We start from the raw sequence: 17,897 nt of genomic DNA, 5'->3' as shown, positions 1-17,897 counted from the left end.
ATTGGGGTGCTGCTTAGAGATTAATCGCAGTCGTAGGTCACGCCGTTGGCGTCAGCGATGGTGCGAATAACTTCCCAGTTTTCCTGATAAGTAATCGGAATAAACTGTGCTTCGCCGGAGTTGGCGAATTCTGACTCGAGGGCAGTGCCTTCCCAGTCGTAGCTGAAGAACGCATCCTGAATTTTCTCGGCAAGTTCCGGATTCAGGTTATTCGCCAGCCCGTAAGCGGTGGTGGGGAAGGTTTGTGAGGTGTAGATGATGTCGTAATCACCTTCGTTCACCACACCGCGGGAAATCATTCGCTTGCCCACGGAGTTAGCAATCGCCGCCGCGTCGTAGTCTTCGTTGACCACGCCGAGAATTGAGTTGTCGTGGGAGCCCGAAAAAGCGGTCTCGAAATCTTCGCCCGCTTCCATGCCGTACTCAGAGCGCAGCAACGCTGACGGGGCGCGGAAGCCAGAGTTGGAAGTCTCGGAGGTAAACGCTAGCTGGCGACCCTGCAAGTCTTCAACGTCTTCAATGCCGCTTCCTGGGTAGGTGATGATCTCCATCTCGTAGCCAAAGCTGCCATCTTCAGCGGCCATCATGGCGAAGGGACGGAAGCCACCGCAGTTAACCGCCACCGGTACGCCGCCGGTATTAAAGCCAGCGACGTGCAGGCGGCCAGCGCGCAGCGCTTCCTGCTGGGCAGCGTTGGACTGGACCGGAAAGAACTGGACTTTTTTACCGGTGGCTTCGCTCAGGTGATCCAGAAAGTCAGACCAGACATCCGCGTAAACCGCGGGATCTTCAACCGGGGTATAGGCAAACACCAGGGTATCCGGGTCAACCCACTGTGACTCGTCGCTGGGAACATCGGCGATCATATCGCCATCATTATCCACATAGCGTGATGAAAGATCCGCAGAGGCGTTTACAGCGGCCAAGGCGAAGGCACTGGCAACGGCGGCACTGATTAACGTGCGGGAGAGGGATAATGTTTGCATGGGTCACCTGTAGCGTTCTGTAGAGTTGTTAAAAGATGACAACATCCTGACGAGTCCAGATGACAAAAATGGGGCACTTATATGACCACTTCGTGACGTTTTTAAGCAGGCATCTTTAATGTGTGGCTTGAGCAGCATCGCGGCCGCGACGCTCCACGAACAGACTATTGCCAGGGATTTTTTTGGCTTGATGCTTCAGCTCGGAAAGTTCACCCGCTATATCCAGCGATTGACAGTTGGTCGCATCGGGGATGGGCTTCACCGCAATCGAGACACTGACAAAAGGGTAAAACGTCAGTCTATTTTGTCGGTTTTCGATATGAATCCCGCCCTGAAGGCGGTCAGCCTCTTCGTAGAAACCCGGGGCCATCACCTCGAATGAGTGCAGAATTTGCTTACAAACACTTTCCCAGTGCTCAAGCGGCAGCAGCATCATGAAATCGTCACCGCCAATATGGCCGATAAATCCCCCGGCGTTCTCTACCTGGGCTTGCAGCAGCCGCGATAGCGAAATAATGATGTGGTCACCGCGGGCGTAGCCATAGGCGTCGTTAAAGGCTTTAAAGTTATCCAAATCAACGTAGGCCGCGGCAAACCCGCGCTCTGCAGCTAAATAGGCGGCCAGGGTTTCATTAATCAGAATATTGCCCGGCAAGCCCGTCAGCGGATTGGCGTGGCGGGCTTGACGCACCTGAATGGCAGTAATTTCACGTAGTAGGTCAACGATATTGCCCATGCCCAGGTAGTCACCGTTAGCCTTAACGATAACAAAGTCCTCCTGCTCGATATCCCGGCTATCGGTCAGCTTCTGGCTCAAAATCTCCAGCGGCGTATCTGCTTCAGCCACCAGCATGCGTGCATCAGCAACGTCCAGCACACGGCGCTTGGCATAAAGTGAATGGCTGTAGGGGTTGGTAAACAGGGTTAAAAATGCATTGCGGCGCACCACCGCTACGGGCTTGCCATTCTCCAGCACGGCCACACAGCGCAAGCTGGGCTGTTGACGAAAACGTTCGGAGATATACGGCACAGCGCAATCCGTGGTGATGGCCTCGGTAGTCCGCAAAATTGAGCGGGCGGTGCGGCCAGCGGGACTTTTTAAATGGGTGGTCGCCGGCAGCAGCATGTTGAGTTCCAACGGCGGCTGCTGGGTGGGTCGAGCAAAATAGAAACCTTGCAGCAGCGCGAGGCCGCGGTCGAGTTCCCACAAGCAGAGATGCTCGGCGGCGGTCTCCACGCCTTCGGCAATGACCTGGCAATCCAGACTACGGGCCACATCGAGGATCGAGCGTAGGAATTCTCGCTTGGCAGGATCCTGGTCGATGCCGGAGATAAAGTGGCGATCGAGCTTAACGAAATCGGGGCGCAGCTCAGACCAGTGGCGCAGGCTTGAGTGCCCGGCACCGAGATCATCCAGCGCCACCTGGAAGCCCATGGTGCGGTAGTGATCCACCGCCTGGCGCATTAGTTCATAGTCATGGATAGGCACATGTTCAGTGAGTTCGATCACCACCCGCTCTGGGGGCAAACCGCTGTCACGAATAAAGCCAAGGGTTAAGCCTTCGCGAAAGTCGCGCTCCACAATCGTCAGCGGCATCACGTTAAGAAACAGCAAACCGGGTAGGTCGAGCTCTGCAAAACGCTGTATGGCGAGGCGCCGACAAAGCAAATCTAACTCGACTAACTTCCCGGCCTGGGTAGCCACCTCAAACAAACGTAACGGGGAGTACAGCGGCGAGGTTTTAGGCCCTCGGATCAGTGCTTCGTAGCCATAAATCGCCTGTTGGCTGGCATCCACAATGGGCTGAAAAAGCACATGCAACTCTTCTTGTGCAATGATCTTTTTTAGCCACTGCGCTTCTTGTGCGGTCATTTGCCTGCTGCCCTCTGCTGCCACCCTAATCACCAGCGGTGGTGTCGATGATGTGTCACCGTCCCTGGAGGCTGTTGATAAGCTGCAAGCGTGCGTCATTTTTGTGACGCTATCATGACAAACATCAAGGGCGTCAGGCAGTTGGCGCTAAACAGAGGTCATGAAAGGATCCTCTCGGGAGCAGGAAAGAGAACCTCGCTGCCGTCAGCGTCGAGCTGACGGATGTTGATCGGGCGGCCTTTCTCGTCAAGGGTCACTAAGCCAATGCCGCTGGCATTCCACAGCCGTTCACCGGCGCTGGCGCGATCGGGATCACGGGGGTGAACGCTTAGCTTACGGCGCTTGGTGAACCAGTTAAGCGGTGACCACGGCGCGTAGAGCCAACGGTTGAGCCGATCAAAGGTATTGAGTAGCTGCTTGGGAAACGTATTCTTGATGCCGCTGGAGGTAATCTGCCACAGATGAGGAGCGCTTTTTCGCCGACGTACCAAAATGTCGTAGACAAACGAGTAGTGCACATCTCCAGATAAAATCACATAGTTGCCTGGGGTCTTGGAGTGCTGCCAAATCTGCAGCAGCGTATTGGCTGCCCCGCGGTGGGCCATCCAGTTTTCAGCATCCACCACCAGCGGCTTACCCACCAGGGTGAACAGCTTTTGAACTCCCTCTATCAACTTGACACCAAACATCGGCGCGGGAGAGACAATCACCGCGCTCTTGAACCCCATTAGCGCCTGCTGCATCTCCATTAGCGCCTCCCAGTCCATCAAGCCTGACGGCCGGTGCGGGCTGCGTTCGCTGCGCCAGCGCCGGGTGCGGGTATCCAGCACTATCAGCGCAGGGGTGCCGGGCACCTGAAACTCCCAGCCCTGAAAGCGTAGCAGCCGCTCAATCAACCCATCCTGTTCAGCGCAGGCTAGCGGTTGGTCGCCCTCACCCAGCAGGGTCGAGGCATGATGGACTAATGGGTTCAATTTATCCGGATCGTTACCCCAGGCTTGGCAGAGCAGATAGGCCACCAAGGCGTTACCGATAATACGCTTAGAGAACGGATGTCCGTAGGCGGCGCGCTCCCAGTCGGCAGTTAGGTTCCAGTCGTCGGTAACGTCGTGGTCATCGAAGATCATCAGGCTGGGCAGGTGCGCCATTACCCGCGCGCACTGGGGCAAACCTTCAGCGAAGGTATCGATCACCGCCTTCTCCTGACGATAGAGTTCGGCATCTTTTTCATCAAGGGCAGGCGCTTCAGGGGCAATCACTTGCCAGGGCACCGGCGACCACACCAGGCAGTACATGGCGAGCATTTCAGCCAGCGTCATTAGGTGGTTATGGGCATTCGCCGAGGTAAACACGGGCTTTTTGACACCGCCAAAGAAGCGCTCGCGCAGGGCCGCGTTGCTGGTCACATCCGGCAACAGTTCAGCACGCCGGTAGTAGCTATCCGGCGAGCGGTAGAGCGCCTGACTATCGTCGACAGTCGCACCTTCCAGCCACTCATCCACCAGCCCTAGCCGCTCAATCAGCGCATGCACGGCGCGTAGCATCGGCCCGGCCACGTCGTCGGTGTACACCTGGTCACCGGTCATCAACAGCCAAGCGGGCCACTCGGTGGGGGCTGACTGCTGCTCAGCAAGCCAGCTGTCGGCGCGCACCAGGCCATCGGCACTGGCGTGATGAGGCTTGCGGCAGGAGCCGTGCATTAGGCGGTGATGGCGCGAGGCAACCACAAAGGCGGGATAGGCGGCACCGTCATAACAGAGCCACGGCGCCCACTCGGGCAGTGAGCGCCACTCGCCCTGCTGGGTTTCGACCTGCAGGTCGTACTCAATACGCTCGTCGCAGGGCAGCGCTGACCCAAGCTCACAATCGATTAGGTAGATAAAGGCCCGCTGGCCGATGGGAATGCACTGCTGGTGGTGCGCTAGGCCTATTGACTGGCTATCGGCGTGCCCTGGGCGCAGCACCAGTTTCATGTTCAGTGGCCGAGTGGCGACGAGCCAAAGTACCAGCCGTGCAGCGCTGATGCGTCTTAATAGGGGGCCGGCGACTATATCGGGCAGCGTATCGATGCGATTCATTCGGTGCGGTCTCCATTATTTACACGCGACGATTACGCGCGACGACGGGCAGTGCCACCGCCACGCTTAAACCGCCAGTGCTGGCGCGGCTAAGGTGCATATGGCCGCTGTACAGGGCGACAAGGTCAGTCACAATGGCCAAACCCAAGCCACTGCCCGAGCGCTGTTCATCCAACCGTTTGCCGCGCTGCACCGCCTGCTGGCACTCTGCTTCCGACATACCTGGGCCATCGTCGCTAACGGTCAAGGTTAACTGCTGCCCCTCACTCTCTACCTGTAGCTGCACATCGCTATGCGCCCAGCGCAGCGCGTTATCCATTAGGTTACCCACCAGCTCTTGGATATCCTGCCCATCCATATGCACATTAATCTCACCCGCCCAGGTTTGGCGCAGCGCAATGCCACGCCGCTGGGCAAGCCTGGCCAACCCATTGAGCAGCGGCGCCAGGGTGGCATGTAAATCAATCGGCGCAAAGCGTATCCCCTCACCCGCTGCCGATGCCCGCGCCAGATGATGGCGTACCGCGCTATCCACGCGTTCTAGCTCAACCTCCCAGGCGGCGCGGTTCGCTTCCGGCAGTTGGCGTAGCTGCAGCCGCATCACGCTCAGCGGGGTTTTCAGCGCATGGGCTAGGTTGCCAGCGGTATGGCGGCCGCGCTCGATCAAGCGCTGATCGCGTGCCAGCACCGCGTTCATTGAGGCGGCAAGCGTCGCCAACTCGTCAGGTAAGCGGGTGTCTAACTGCTCGGCCCGCCCCTGCTCTACCTCATGCAGGTTGGCGTGCATGCGGCGCAGTGGCGCTAACCCCCAGCGTACCTGGAGCGCCAATACGCCAAGTAACAGCACGCCCAGACCGACTAAACCGCCCCACAGCAGGCGTTGAAATTCGCCAATATCGCGGGTCAACACATCGTCCCGGGCGGCGACGCTAATATGGAGCGGCGCTTCTAACGGCGCCAAATGGATATCGCGCTCCACCACGCGCAGCGATTGCCCCCTGGGGCCAGGTATCGAGCGAGCGCTAAGGGTGTCGCTATCAATCACCGGCAGGCGCTGATCCCACAGCGAGCGCGAGGCCAGGGTGTTCTCCTCGCCATCGGTGATTTGCCAGTACCAACCGGAGTAGACGTTGTCAAAACGCGGGTCGCCCAGAGCCCGGTCGTGAACAAGCTGTTGTTCTACACGGTCATAGGTAACGCCCGCCATAATGACGTTGAGAGTAGCCTCCAGACGCTCGTCGAACGCCTGGGTGGCTGAGGCGCGGTAATGGTGGGAGAGCAGCGTGCCCGCAACAGGCAGCGCCAGCCCCACCATCACTAGTACGGCCAGCAGTAGCCGCACGCTGATAGAACGTTTTGCCCAGCGATCTTTCCATGCGGTGGTATCTTGACTCATTCGCTAGCAGGCTCTTCTGCTAATAGCCGGTATCCCTGGCCACGCAGGGTGGCAATTCGCCAACTGCCCAGCTTGCGGCGCAGGCGGCTGACCTGAACATCGATCACGTTGGAGTCCGGCTCGTGGTCGCGGTCGTAAACGTGCTCCGAGAGTTCGGTGCGGCTCACCACCCGCGGGGCGGCGTGCATTAAATAGCCGAGCAGGCGAGCCTCCTGGGCGGTTAACCCCACTGGCCGACCTGCCAAGGTAACGTGCTGGGTGTGGGTATCCAAACTCAGCTCACCCACTTTCAGAACCGGATGGGCATGGCCGTGGCTGCGGCGCACCAGGGCGCGCAGGCGAAATAGGACTTCCGCTGGTTCAAACGGCTTGGTGACGTAGTCATCGGCTCCGGCAGTAAACCCCGCGGCTTTATCGGCCCAGCGCTCCCGGGCGGTAAGGATCAGCACCGGCAGGTCGATACCATCCTCCCGCCAGGCGGAAAGCCAGCGGGTACCATCACCATCGGGTAGACCGACATCCAAAATCAGCGTGTCGTAGGCTTCTGTACGCACCAGAAAATCGGCTTCCTGGCCAGTCGCCGCATGCTCTACCAGCCAATCTCCGTCGCGCAACGCTTGGCTAAGTTCACGGGCAAGCGCTTGGTCATCCTCTACCAGCAAACACTTCATCGGCTAACGACCCTTTTCTCATCGACTAATTTGTTTGGTAATGCTGTAACGATGTCATCGAGCGCTTCAAGCCGGCATATTAACGGCGCATATCATTGATACGTACGCCTTCTATCGACATCAACTGGCCGTTATGGCCATCGAACTCAAACTCAACGACTTGGCCCTGGGGACCGAGCAGTTTGATCTCATACTCGACGTAACCCCCTTCGCGCTCCACCTCAACCTCCAACACTTCACCGATGTAGTTAGCTTCCAGCCAATCCAAAATAGTGTCGAGGGGCACGACCTCGCCGCGGTGCACTTCGCCGTGTAGCGACTCCCAAGGCTGGTCGCCCACCGCGCTACCCGCCAGCAACAGCACCAAGGTTAACCCAGTGACGTTGCGGCGAGGGCCACGCGGGACGCTGCGCAGTAGTTTTTTGAAGTGGCGTAGGATTTTACTCATAGCGTCAGCATGCCAAAGGCAACATGAACGTTAGATGAACAGCTTTGTCAGCTTAAGGAAAGTATCGTGGTGATATAAATCCACTGTCGCATTCGCTGAATGCCGTTTATTCATTCTCGTACAGATACGTAAAGAAGGAATTTGCTATGAACACCATGAAAAAAATGCTGCTGATCCCGACCTCTGCTCTGCTGCTTGCTGTGGCTGCCGGTAGTGCCCAGGCCGATTCACTGCCGATGGATCGCATTAATGACGTATTGAGCCACACCAATGAGTACGGTTTCAGCCACTACGAAGAAGTTAGCATTGAAAGCCGTGGCCGCGTAGAAGTGGAAGGTTGGCTGGACGATGAGTGGTACGCCGACGTGGAATTCTCACTCGATAACGGTGAGACCCTACAAGAGAAACGTGAGCGCCTGATTAGCGGTGCCTGGGGTATGAGCGAAGACGATATCCGTCAAGCACTGGATGTGGCTAGCCAGGAGGGTATGGTTGAATTTGAAGATCTCGATATCGATAAAAGCGGCATCATCGATATTGAAGGCCGCGGTGAAGATGGCCGTGAGCTAGAGATCAGCGTGCGTCAGGGCTCTTCCGAAGTGACGCAAATTGACCGCGATTAATTTTTCCAGCTAATCGCTTTGCGGGCTCCCCACGGGGAGCCCGTTGCGTTTATGGTAGGCTGCTAAAGCATGTCGCTAAATTGATAGTGCCGACCTTATCAGGGTGCTGAGGAGAGATCTGTGCTGAACGAAGGCGTTAACGGTGCGCTGGAGAGTGAAGAACTCGGCTCGGCGGCGCTAGCTTTAGGAGCCGGCAACTCAGTGCCGTGCAAGCCAGAGCTGGGCGATTCAGCGCTATTCAGTTCTACACTATTGAGTTCAGTGCTACGCGACTTAGCCTGGCTGGTCGCCACACCTGACCTTGTGGAGCTGCCGCCACCGATTCCCTGTGGAGGGCGGCCTACGCGAAAAGAGCTGGGATTAGAGGGTGCGCTACTACCCTGGCTGGGTCAGCTTGGCCGACCACCGCTAACGGCCCTGAATGGGAGCCGCGCGACGCGTATGGGGCACTACCATGAACGCCTGTGGCATACGCTGTTGGATCACGCACCCAATACGCGATTGCTCGCCCGAAATGTCCGCATCACCCGACAGCGCAACACCCTGGGCGAGCTGGATATGCTGTACAGAACCCGCGACAATCCGGCGCCGATTCATTTAGAAGTCGCTATCAAGTTCTACCTGGGGCTGCCTGAAGGGCCTGGAGCAGCCAATAGCCAAAGCCGCTGGATCGGCCCCGGCGGGTTAGACAGTCTGGCGCTTAAGTGCACTCATCTGCAACGTCACCAACTCCCCCTTTCCACCACGGCGCCCGCGCTGGAAACCCTCGCGCATTGGCTTACGCCACGGGATTTGGGTGGTTCTGATCTGCGTTTAGGCGAACAGTTAACTCAGCGGCTGGCGATGCCCGGCGTGCTTTACTACCCTTGGCATGCCGCTATGCCAGCGCCGGAAGGCGCGACGGCAGATCATCGCCGTGGTATCTGGTGTTACTTGCGTGACTGGCCGGCCTTGTCAGCCAGCTTTTCCGCCACGCCGAGTATGATAGAGCTGGAAAAGCCCCACTGGCTGGCACCGCCGCCAGCCAGCGTTTTTCGCCCTGCGGCAGAGGTACTGCCAATCGTGATTGATCGGGTCAATACCTGGCGCTCCCCCCAGCAAGTGATGCTGTGTTACCCAACGAGAGAGCACAGTGAACAACGCTACCAGCGGCTATTTATAGTGCCCGATGACTGGCCTCGACAAGTGCCTCTGCCGCCCCGCGTTCGCGACTAAATAACAGCCAGAGCCCCCTAGATAACCACTAGGTTATCGCGATGGATCAGCTCATGGGCTTCTACGTAGCCAAGGATTGCCTCAATCTGGTGACTGGGCTGACCCGCCAGTTGGCGCGCTTCATCAGCACCATAATTCACCAACCCTTTGGCCACAGACGCGCCCTGCTCATCCACACACACCACCATATCGCCGCGTTTAAAGCTGCCCTGAACACTGCGCACACCCACTGCCAGCAGGCTAGAGCCTTTATCCCGCAGCACTTTGACCGCCCCCGCATCCAGCACCAGCGTGCCGCGCACCTGCAGTTGTCCCGCCAGCCAGCGCTTGCGCGCCGCCATGGGCGCTTGGTCAGGACGCAGCAGCGTGCCCAGCGCTTCGCCCGCCATTATCCGGTTGATAACGTCAGGCTGGCGGCCACTGGCAATCACCGTGACCGCCCCGGAACGCGCCGCCAACTGCGCCGCACGCACCTTGGTGGTCATACCACCACGACCCAGCGCGCCACCGCTGCCTGCCACGGCGGCTAAGCGCGGGTCGTCGGCGCGCCCTTCAGCAATCATCTGGGCATTGGGGTTGTGGCGGGGGTCGGCGTCAAACAAGCCTTCCTGGTCGGTCAGCAGCAGCAGCGCATCCGCTTCCAGTAGGTTAGCCACCAGTGCGCCAAGCGTATCGTTATCGCCAAAGCGAATCTCATCGGTGACCACGGTATCGTTTTCATTGATCACCGGCACTACGCGCATCTCTACCAGCGTACGCAGCGCAGAGAGCGCATTCAGGTAGCGCTTGCGATTGGAGAGGTCGTCATGGGTAAGCAGAATCTGCGCGGTGAGCATGCCGTGACGGGCAAAATGCTGCTCGTAGCACTGGGTCAGGCCATTTTGACCTACCGCGGCGGCGGCCTGCAGTTCGTGCACGGCGCTGGGGCGCACCTGCCAGCCAAGACGCACCATGCCCGCCGCCACGGCGCCGGAAGAGACCAGTACCACTTCTACCCCCTGCTGGTGCAAGGCGGCAATTTGATCCACCCAGCCACCGATGGCAGGTTCATCCAGGCCGCGGCCATCGTTAGTCAGCAGCGCACTGCCAATCTTTACAACGACCCGCCGTGCACGGCTTAGCGCGCTGCGGCCCAGGATTTGCTCGTTACTTTCCATGCGACCCCCCCCTCAATCAGGCGCTGACAGCTTAATCAGATACTCACCGCCACATCAGACACTGGCAACTTAATCATATACTTACCACTTGATCAGACACCCATAAAAGAGGCCGCGTGAACGCAGCCTCTTTTAAGCTTACTACTTTACTGACTACCGAGTGCACCCGCTCAATATCACTAAGGGGCGTACTCGACTTCAACATCATAATCATCATCGTCGAAGTCTTCGTCATCTTCATCGTCACGCTTACGCCGACGACCCAGACGCGCTTCCGTACGTGCGACCGACTCCTCTTCCATGCGGCGGCGCATCTCTTCCTCACGGGCCAGCGCTTCTTCATCTTCGTTCTCAAGACGGCGCTGTTCGGTCAACCAGCGGTAGGCCGCCTGCACCAATTTATCGGTGCCGTCGCTGCTGATCGCCGAAATGCGGAATACCGGGCCTTCCCAGTTGAGCGCCTGAATAATCTTCTGGGCGCGCTCTTCACGCTCATCTTCCGGCAACAGGTCAAACTTGTTCAGCACCAGCCAGCGTGGCCGCTCAGAAAGCGCCGGAGAGAACTGCCCCAGTTCATGGACAATCGCCTTGGCTGCTTCAACCGGGTCAGACTCATCAAACGGCGCGACGTCGACCACGTGGAACAGCAGTCGCGTACGGGTAAGGTGCTTCAAGAAGCGCAACCCCAAACCGGCACCGTCTGACGCCCCTTCGATCAAGCCCGGTACATCGGCCATCACGAAGTGCTCGTGCATCCCCAGTTTTACCACGCCCAAGTTGGGCACTAAGGTGGTGAACGGGTAGTTGGCGACCTTGGGCTTGGCGGCAGACACCGAGCGAATCAGCGTCGATTTACCCGCGTTGGGCATGCCCAGTAGGCCCACATCGGCCATTACCTTCATTTCCAGGCGCAGGTTACGGCGGTCACCTTCGGTGCCTGGTGTCGTGCGACGCGGTGCACGGTTGGTCGAGGATTTAAAGTGGATATTACCCAACCCACGCCGACCACCTTCGCCTACCAGCACCACCTGACCGATTTCGGTGACATCGGCAATGACTTCCAGGGTATCTTCATCGATCACCGTGGTGCCCACCGGCACTTTGACGTGCAAATCTTCGCCGGCCTTACCGCTCATTTGACGACCCATGCCGCCCTGCCCATTCTGGGCTTTATAGAAGCGCTGGAATTTAAAATCGATCAGGGTATTAAGGGCATCGTCACCAATCAGGTAAACGCTGCCACCGTGACCGCCATCGCCCCCGTCGGGGCCGCCCCTGGGCACATATTTTTCGCGGCGAAAGCTCAGACAGCCATTGCCGCCTTTGCCCGCCTCAACAATAATCGAGGCTTCATCGACGAACTGCATTGGATTCTCCCGGCCGCTTCCGCCGCCCTAATATGCACTGCTTTTTTTCCAACCCTGTATTTCCACCTGCATGATGAAAAAGCATATTTGGAAAAGAGATTTGACCGACAAAAAAGCCCCGCCATAGCGGGGCTTTTTCTCTCGCAACCGCGAGCATAGCTCTAGCCGCTTAGGCAGAAACGATGCTAACGAACTTGCGGTTTTTCGGGCCTTTGGTCTCAAACTTCACAAAACCGTCGCTCAGTGCGAACAGCGTGTGGTCACGACCAAGGCCAACGCCTGTGCCCGCGTGAAAACGCGTGCCGCGCTGACGCACGATGATGTTACCCGCAGTCGCCGCTTGGCCACCGAAGAGTTTTACACCTAAGCGTTTGGACTCGGAATCGCGACCGTTACGCGTGGAGCCTGCTGCCTTTTTATGTGCCATTGCAAAATCCTCCTAAGGGAATTGACCGCTTACGCAGAAATTCCGGTAATTTTGACTTCAGTGAACCACTGGCGGTGGCCCTGACGCTTCATGTGGTGCTTACGACGACGGAACTTGATGATGGTGACTTTATCGCCACGGCCGTGGGAAACCACTTCGGCAGAGACTTTAGCACCACTGATCATCGGCGCACCGATGTTGAAATCATCGCCGTCAGCGACCATCAGCACTTCGTCAAACTCAATCGTTTCGCCGGTTGCGACTTCGATTTTCTCGAGCTTGAGGGTTTGACCTTCTTGAACGCGGTACTGCTTACCACCGCTTTTGATAACTGCGTACATGTCGCTCTCCGGACTGTCGTTAATGCCGTTCTAACGTTTAAACGGCACTCATCTCCTACGCTCTTTCGAGTCGTGCTCTTATCGACCTGCTGCGAGTGGCGCCCCTTTTGGAGCCATCTGACAGGGAGCAAGATGAGTGGGTCGCGGATTATAACGACTATCTTCTCTTACCACAAGACCACAGGCCGTTGTCAATTGTCACTACCCTCCGTTTATAAAGACATATAATAGTGCGGCCACAGTGCGTGTCTTGACGCCTAACAGGCAGCCCCATAGCATGACCCCCATTATGGGCGGGACTTACCGCCTCAATCTGCCGCGATGAACGTAACCCATGACCGCTAACGTCTCCTCAGCACAGCCTGACAGCCCAACGCCTTCACCGCTGCACGCCGTGGTGGCCGATGATTTTGCAGCCGTCAACCGGACAATTGTCGAGCAGCTCAACTCTAAAGTGCCCTTGGTTGAAACGATCGGCCAATACATTACCGAAAGCGGCGGCAAGCGCCTGCGCCCTTTATTGGCACTCCTGGCCGCCCGCTCACTCGGCTATACCGGCGACAAGCATATCCCGCTGGCTACATTGATTGAGTTTATGCACACCTCCACGCTGCTCCACGACGACGTGGTGGATGAGTCGCATATGCGCCGGGGCAAGAAAACCGCCAACGACGCCTGGGGCAATGCGCCGTCGGTACTGGTCGGCGACTTCCTCTACGCGCGCTCGTTTCAGATGATGGTCGATGTGGGCTCGATGCGCATCATGGCGATCCTGTCCGGCGCTACCTGCATCATTGCGGAAGGCGAAGTGCTGCAGTTAACCAACATCGGCAACCCCAGCATCTCAGAGGAAGATTACTTCGAGACCATTTTGGGCAAAACCGCCATGCTGTTTGAAGCGGCTTCCCACAGCGGTGCCGTGCTGGCAGAGGCAACGCCGGAACAGGAGCGCGCACTCCAGTATTATGGCCGCTACTTAGGTCTTGCCTTTCAGTTGATTGATGACCTGCTGGATTACCAGGGCGACGCCGATGCCATGGGTAAAAACGTGGGCGACGACCTAGCCGAGGGCAAGCCGACACTGCCGCTGATCCACGCCATGGAGCAAGGCACGCCGGAACAGGCCAAGCTGATTCGCCAGGTGATTCGCGATGGCGGACTTGAGCAGCTCGACGCCGTACTGGACATTATTCACGCCACCGGCGCACTCGACTATACCCGCCAGCGCGCCGAAGAGATGGCCGACAAAGCCCTTCAGCAGTTGGACGCCCTACCGCCCAGCGCCTACCGCGACAGCATGGCCCAGTTGGCCCGCTTAGCGGTTGATCGCCAAGCATAAAAATTGCTAGATCACACCGCCGAGGACTTGAAAAAACACCTCTGGCTAAGTATGATCCACCTCCGTTGTTGAGCACAGATAAGCATTGTTCGGCAACCTTCGGAATATAGCTCAGCTTGGTAGAGCGCTGCCTTCGGGAGGCAGAGGTCGTAGGTTCGAATCCTGCTATTCCGACCAAAAATTCCAGAAAAAACGGCCACTTAGCTAAATCAGCAAGTGGCCGTTTTTTGTTGGTCGCGGTTCTAGGTAGCAAATAGGTAGCAAAATAAAAACATTGGAAGGGAGGTAGCTAATGGCAATGTCATCGCAAAAGCTCACCCGCTTCACCTACCGCCTACGCCAGGATAAGAACGGCAACCATTACGCCTGTTTTAAAAAATATAACCCCCGACCATCCAATGGCCGAGGGTTTTTGGTATCCGTCTCCTTACAGAAAAGCTGATTCCTTCCAGCTCGCGCATCCAAGCGTCCTAGGCAGCATGACAGATAAATGATCCCGTTTATGTAAGACATTGCCGACAATATTTGTAAGAAATCTCTTACAACTTTATGACTAGGATCTTTGACGAAGTGACCCACAATGTCACGGAGCGGGGGTATACCTGCAGGCGCGGAAAAAAGCCGCCACAGAATGAAACGGCATGACACGATATGATGTGGCGGATATCGCTTGCGCTGTACAACAGGCCAGGGGAGTTATGTTTGGTCAGGGTCACCCTACAGGCCGTTGATGCGATCACGCCCACTCCGTTTAGCCTGATAAAGCGCGTCGTCGGAATAGACAATAACTAGCCTGCTAACAAGCATGCTATGATTAACATTTGCTTGTCCCTCTCCCTTTTTCTTTTAATGTGGAAGCCAATCATTAGCCATTTAGCTCATATTAAGGCCGTTCTCCTTTTTGCCAGCACCATGACCGTGATGTCGGGGGCGATCATTGCGCCTGCGCTGCCGGGCATTAGCCGCCACTTTCCTGATCAGCCTCAAGTACTGATTCAGCTAATCCTGACCATTCCTGCGCTGATGATTACGCTGTTTAGCCCGCTGATGGGCTACTTGGCTGACCGGTTTGGGCGCAAAAAATTGCTGCTGATGATGCTGGGCATCTACGGTTTTGCCGGTGTCTCGGGCTTTTTCATTGACCGAGTGGATCTGCTGCTAAGCTCGCGGGCACTGATGGGAATAGCGGTGGCGGGTATTCTTAGCATTAGCACCACACTGGTGGGGGATTATTTCGATAGCACCGAACGCGCCCGCTTCTTGGGGCTACAAAGTAGCTGCATGGCACTGGGCGGGGTGATCTTTATCAATCTGGGCGGGATACTTTCCGACTGGAGCTGGCGCGGCCCATTTCTACTCTATATTACTGGCGTTTTGCTGCTGCCCTACGCCTGGGCGATTCTTCAAGAACCCAAATCCAGCGGTAGCGTAAGCGCTGATACAGACGGTGCACCGGTGAAGGTGGATATTGGGCGCACTGGCCTTGCCTACCTGATCGCCATGATCAGCATGGCAATGTTTTATATGTTTCCCGCCCAACTGCCCTTTTTACTCTCTCAGCAGGGTCAGATCAGTGGTATGGCAATCGGCATCGCACTTTCAATGACGGCCCTAACGGCCAGTATCGTGGCGTTTTGCTACGGCTACTACAAACCGTTTCTGTCGGTGATGACGATATACGTTTTAGGGTTCCTGCTGGCGGCCGCTGGCTTTTTGATCGTTGGGTTCACCCAGAGTTACGCCATGGCCATCGTCGGCGCGGCTATTTCCGGTTTCGGCCTGGGGGCCTTTATGCCCAATACCACCACCTGGCTGATGCGAATCACGCCTCAGCGAGTACGCGGCCGGGTATTTGGTGGTTTTACCTCGACCTTCTTTTTTGGCCAGTTTATCTCCCCAGTGGTAGTCTCCCCGGCGGTGATTTGGCTGGACTCGCTGCGCAATGTGTTTACCGCCATGGCGGTCGTGTGCGGAGTGTTGGCGGTCGTACTGATCATTCTGGGCAAAACAACGCTACAAGCGGACAGCAAGCTTTAAAGGGTGGCGCCCGCCACCCGCTAGCCGGGTGGATGAATCAACCCCACCACGCTGACCAATATCAGCACCGCCCCCAGCACACGGAAGAACAGCCCGGTGTCCGCTTTGAGCATATAGCGGTGGGCTTTCTCGCCTGCCAAATGGCCAATAAAAGCACAGGGCAGCAGCCACAGTTGGTGGATTAGCTGTAGATCGACCCCCGCGATCAGGAACGAGACCATCTTGATCACCACCAGGATAAACCACAGCACGAACATGGTATCCCGCAGTTGCTCTTTGGCCACATGTGCAGCGAACACCGCCACAATCAAAGGCGCACCAATCAGCGAGGTGCCGCTGACATAGCCGCCCAGCGCCAGCAGCACGTAATCCACGTACTTGTTCTTGCTTTTGAATGGCCGGTTCAGCACATAGCCAATGGCATAGATGAACACAATGCCGAAAATGATGCTGGTCATGACCTGGGCAGGAAGCGTTAACAGCCCCACCACCCCAATCAGCTTGGGGATGATCATGATTTTCAGGGCTTTGCGTAGATATGCCCAATCAATATTGCTCTCCGCAGGGCGTGTGGCGCTACTCTCTTTCTGCAGTTGGCGATGCCCGTTCCACGCGATCCAGCTGGAGAAAATGAGCAGGTGGATAGCAATAATCGGTAAGAACACCAGGGGTTGATTGGTCACCAAGAGTAAAAAAGGCAGCGCCAGCACCGCGCCACCAAACCCAAGGCTGGTGCGCACGAAACCGCTCCAGGCAAAAATCAAACCGATTAGCGCATACTGGTACCAGAGTAGGTCTGTCATTGGGTCACTTGGTTTCGTCGTTATGAATAGTTATTGGCGGTACTCACCGGCTAATAACGTTTTATAAAGTTTTACGTAATCCTCGGCCATGCGGGATGCGGTAAAACGTTCAAGAAACACCTCGCGAACACGGTGCCGCTCAAGCGCTGGCAGGCGTTTAACCGCCTCCACTGCCTCTTCGTGGGTGTCGACGATAAAGCCGCTGACGCCCTCTTCGATAATCTCCTCCACCGAGCCGTTTCGCCAGGCAATGACCGGCGTGCCACAGGCCATGGCCTCGATCATCACCAGCCCGAAGGGTTCGGGCCAGTCAATGGGGAACAGTAGCGCGGCCGCCTCGCCCAGAAATACCTGCTTTTGTTGATCATTGACCACACCCACATGCTGCATGCACTCATCAAGCTCGGGCGCCACATGGCGGTCAAACCAGCCAGGGTTGCCCACATCGATGCCACCCGCCAGGCGTAGCGGATAGCCCGTGGCGCGCGCCACGGCAATGGCCCGGTCGGGGCGTTTTTGGTCTGTCATACGGCCAATAAAGGCCAAATATTCTCCTGAACCTTTACCTATATTAAAGCGCCGGGCATCAAGGCCGTGGTAAACCGTACCCAGGTGATTGTTCTCAGGCAGTGCGGCGCCCTGGGCTTTTGAGATGGAGGCTACCGGCAAATCGGGAAATCCCTCGAAAAAAAGCTGCCTATCCAGCTCATCAACGCGCCAGTGCACGGTCGTTACACTATGACGACGGCGCTCGCCCAGCAGCGCCGCGTGGCAGAACTCACCATGGCAGTGGATGATATCGAACTCATCCAAATGCTGACGCAAGCGTTCCAGCGCCAGCGCCTCTAGAACGCCCGGCACGCCTGGCGGCACGTTATCACGTAACTGCTGCCAGCGGCTCAGGCTTGGCGAGGTTGGCAGGTGGCGCGCCGATGTTTGGCTGTCGGAAGGGGCTATCAGCGTGACCTCATGGCCCATGGCCACCAGCGCTTCGGTTAGGTCGTAGACAATGCGCTCGGTGCCTCCGTTATCCACCGGCGGGGTTGGAAAGATGACGGGGGCAACCTGGGCAATGCGTAAACGCTGTTTCTGAAGCATAGATTGGGGACACCCCATCAGGTGAAAAGGAATTCACG

16 protein-coding genes and 1 tRNA gene are annotated in these 17,897 nt (G+C 57.1%); 5 read left to right on the top strand and 12 right to left on the bottom strand.

Features of this window, described 5'->3' with window-relative positions; translation table 11 throughout:
• Nucleotides 1-20 precede the first annotated feature (20 nt).
• From phnD to ACFIOZ_RS01440, 6 genes are all read right to left on the bottom strand, one after another.
• Complete coding sequence (gene phnD, locus ACFIOZ_RS01465) at nucleotides 21-986, bottom strand: phosphate/phosphite/phosphonate ABC transporter substrate-binding protein (RefSeq protein WP_088702148.1); 966 nt, start codon at nucleotides 984-986, stop codon at nucleotides 21-23.
• 115 nt (nucleotides 987-1,101) lie between these two features.
• Complete coding sequence (locus tag ACFIOZ_RS01460; protein WP_386081749.1) at nucleotides 1,102-2,859, bottom strand: bifunctional diguanylate cyclase/phosphodiesterase; 1,758 nt, start codon at nucleotides 2,857-2,859, stop codon at nucleotides 1,102-1,104.
• Between the two features lie 158 nt (nucleotides 2,860-3,017).
• Nucleotides 3,018-4,937 carry an alkaline phosphatase D family protein gene (locus ACFIOZ_RS01455; RefSeq protein WP_386081747.1) on the bottom strand — a complete coding sequence of 640 codons (1,920 nt, stop codon included), beginning with the start codon at nucleotides 4,935-4,937 and terminating at the stop codon, nucleotides 3,018-3,020.
• 19 nt (nucleotides 4,938-4,956) lie between these two features.
• Nucleotides 4,957-6,333 (bottom strand): ATP-binding protein, encoded by a 1,377-nt coding sequence (locus tag ACFIOZ_RS01450; protein ID WP_386081745.1) that lies wholly within the window; start codon nucleotides 6,331-6,333, stop codon nucleotides 4,957-4,959.
• Nucleotides 6,330-7,004, bottom strand: a complete 675-nt coding sequence (locus tag ACFIOZ_RS01445; protein WP_088702144.1) for a response regulator transcription factor — start codon at nucleotides 7,002-7,004, stop codon at nucleotides 6,330-6,332. The genes ACFIOZ_RS01450 and ACFIOZ_RS01445 overlap by 4 nt, the downstream gene beginning before the upstream one ends.
• A 79-nt stretch (nucleotides 7,005-7,083) precedes the next feature.
• On the bottom strand, nucleotides 7,084-7,452 hold the full coding sequence (locus tag ACFIOZ_RS01440; protein WP_386081742.1) for a PepSY domain-containing protein: 369 nt from the start codon (nucleotides 7,450-7,452) through the stop codon (nucleotides 7,084-7,086).
• A gap of 146 nt (nucleotides 7,453-7,598) precedes the next feature.
• Here ACFIOZ_RS01440 and ACFIOZ_RS01435 point away from each other — a divergent pair, with 146 nt between their 5' ends.
• Complete coding sequence (locus ACFIOZ_RS01435) at nucleotides 7,599-8,075, top strand: PepSY domain-containing protein (protein ID WP_211594884.1); 477 nt, start codon at nucleotides 7,599-7,601, stop codon at nucleotides 8,073-8,075.
• A 219-nt stretch (nucleotides 8,076-8,294) separates the two neighbouring features.
• Nucleotides 8,295-9,290, top strand: coding sequence for a DUF1853 family protein (locus ACFIOZ_RS01430; RefSeq protein WP_386083969.1), 996 nt, complete (start codon nucleotides 8,295-8,297; stop codon nucleotides 9,288-9,290).
• Nucleotides 9,291-9,307: 17 nt separating this feature from the next.
• Here ACFIOZ_RS01430 and proB read toward each other — a convergent pair whose 3' ends face one another.
• The 4 genes from proB to rplU all read right to left on the bottom strand — a co-directional run bounded on the left by proB (nucleotide 9,308) and on the right by rplU (nucleotide 12,582).
• Nucleotides 9,308-10,447, bottom strand: a complete 1,140-nt coding sequence (proB, locus tag ACFIOZ_RS01425; protein ID WP_386081741.1) for a glutamate 5-kinase — start codon at nucleotides 10,445-10,447, stop codon at nucleotides 9,308-9,310.
• Nucleotides 10,448-10,626: 179 nt separating this feature from the next.
• Nucleotides 10,627-11,814 (bottom strand): Obg family GTPase CgtA, encoded by a 1,188-nt coding sequence (gene cgtA / locus ACFIOZ_RS01420; protein WP_088702139.1) that lies wholly within the window; start codon nucleotides 11,812-11,814, stop codon nucleotides 10,627-10,629.
• Between the two features lie 169 nt (nucleotides 11,815-11,983).
• Complete coding sequence (gene rpmA, locus ACFIOZ_RS01415) at nucleotides 11,984-12,241, bottom strand: 50S ribosomal protein L27 (protein WP_008957069.1); 258 nt, start codon at nucleotides 12,239-12,241, stop codon at nucleotides 11,984-11,986.
• A gap of 29 nt (nucleotides 12,242-12,270) precedes the next feature.
• The gene (gene rplU, locus ACFIOZ_RS01410; RefSeq protein ID WP_022520761.1) at nucleotides 12,271-12,582 is read right to left on the bottom strand and encodes a 50S ribosomal protein L21; all 312 of its coding nucleotides are present in this window, start codon (nucleotides 12,580-12,582) and stop codon (nucleotides 12,271-12,273) included.
• Between the two features lie 334 nt (nucleotides 12,583-12,916).
• Between rplU and ispB the strand changes: the two genes are divergently transcribed.
• The 3 genes from ispB to ACFIOZ_RS01395 all read left to right on the top strand — a co-directional run bounded on the left by ispB (nucleotide 12,917) and on the right by ACFIOZ_RS01395 (nucleotide 15,958).
• Nucleotides 12,917-13,921: an octaprenyl diphosphate synthase gene (gene ispB / locus ACFIOZ_RS01405; RefSeq protein ID WP_088702137.1), complete on the top strand. Its 1,005-nt coding sequence runs from the start codon at nucleotides 12,917-12,919 to the stop codon at nucleotides 13,919-13,921.
• A 100-nt stretch (nucleotides 13,922-14,021) separates the two neighbouring features.
• Nucleotides 14,022-14,098 (top strand) — tRNA-Pro (locus ACFIOZ_RS01400).
• Between the two features lie 633 nt (nucleotides 14,099-14,731).
• A complete protein-coding gene (locus ACFIOZ_RS01395) occupies nucleotides 14,732-15,958 on the top strand; it encodes an MFS transporter (protein WP_386081738.1) in 1,227 nt (408 codons plus the stop codon).
• Nucleotides 15,959-15,978: 20 nt separating this feature from the next.
• Here the strand turns inward: ACFIOZ_RS01395 and ACFIOZ_RS01390 are convergent, their stop codons facing one another.
• Both ACFIOZ_RS01390 and ACFIOZ_RS01385 read right to left on the bottom strand, forming a co-directional pair.
• Nucleotides 15,979-16,761, bottom strand: coding sequence for a TSUP family transporter (locus ACFIOZ_RS01390; protein ID WP_386081736.1), 783 nt, complete (start codon nucleotides 16,759-16,761; stop codon nucleotides 15,979-15,981).
• 30 nt (nucleotides 16,762-16,791) lie between these two features.
• On the bottom strand, nucleotides 16,792-17,859 hold the full coding sequence (locus ACFIOZ_RS01385) for a glycosyltransferase family 4 protein (protein WP_386081734.1): 1,068 nt from the start codon (nucleotides 17,857-17,859) through the stop codon (nucleotides 16,792-16,794).
• Between the last annotated feature and the right edge of the window lie 38 nt (nucleotides 17,860-17,897).

The organism is Vreelandella sp. F11, from assembly GCF_042466685.1.
Lineage (GTDB): Bacteria > Pseudomonadota > Gammaproteobacteria > Pseudomonadales > Halomonadaceae > Vreelandella.
Note: the sequence above shows the minus strand (reverse complement) of the source record. Positions and strands in the feature narration are given on the sequence as shown.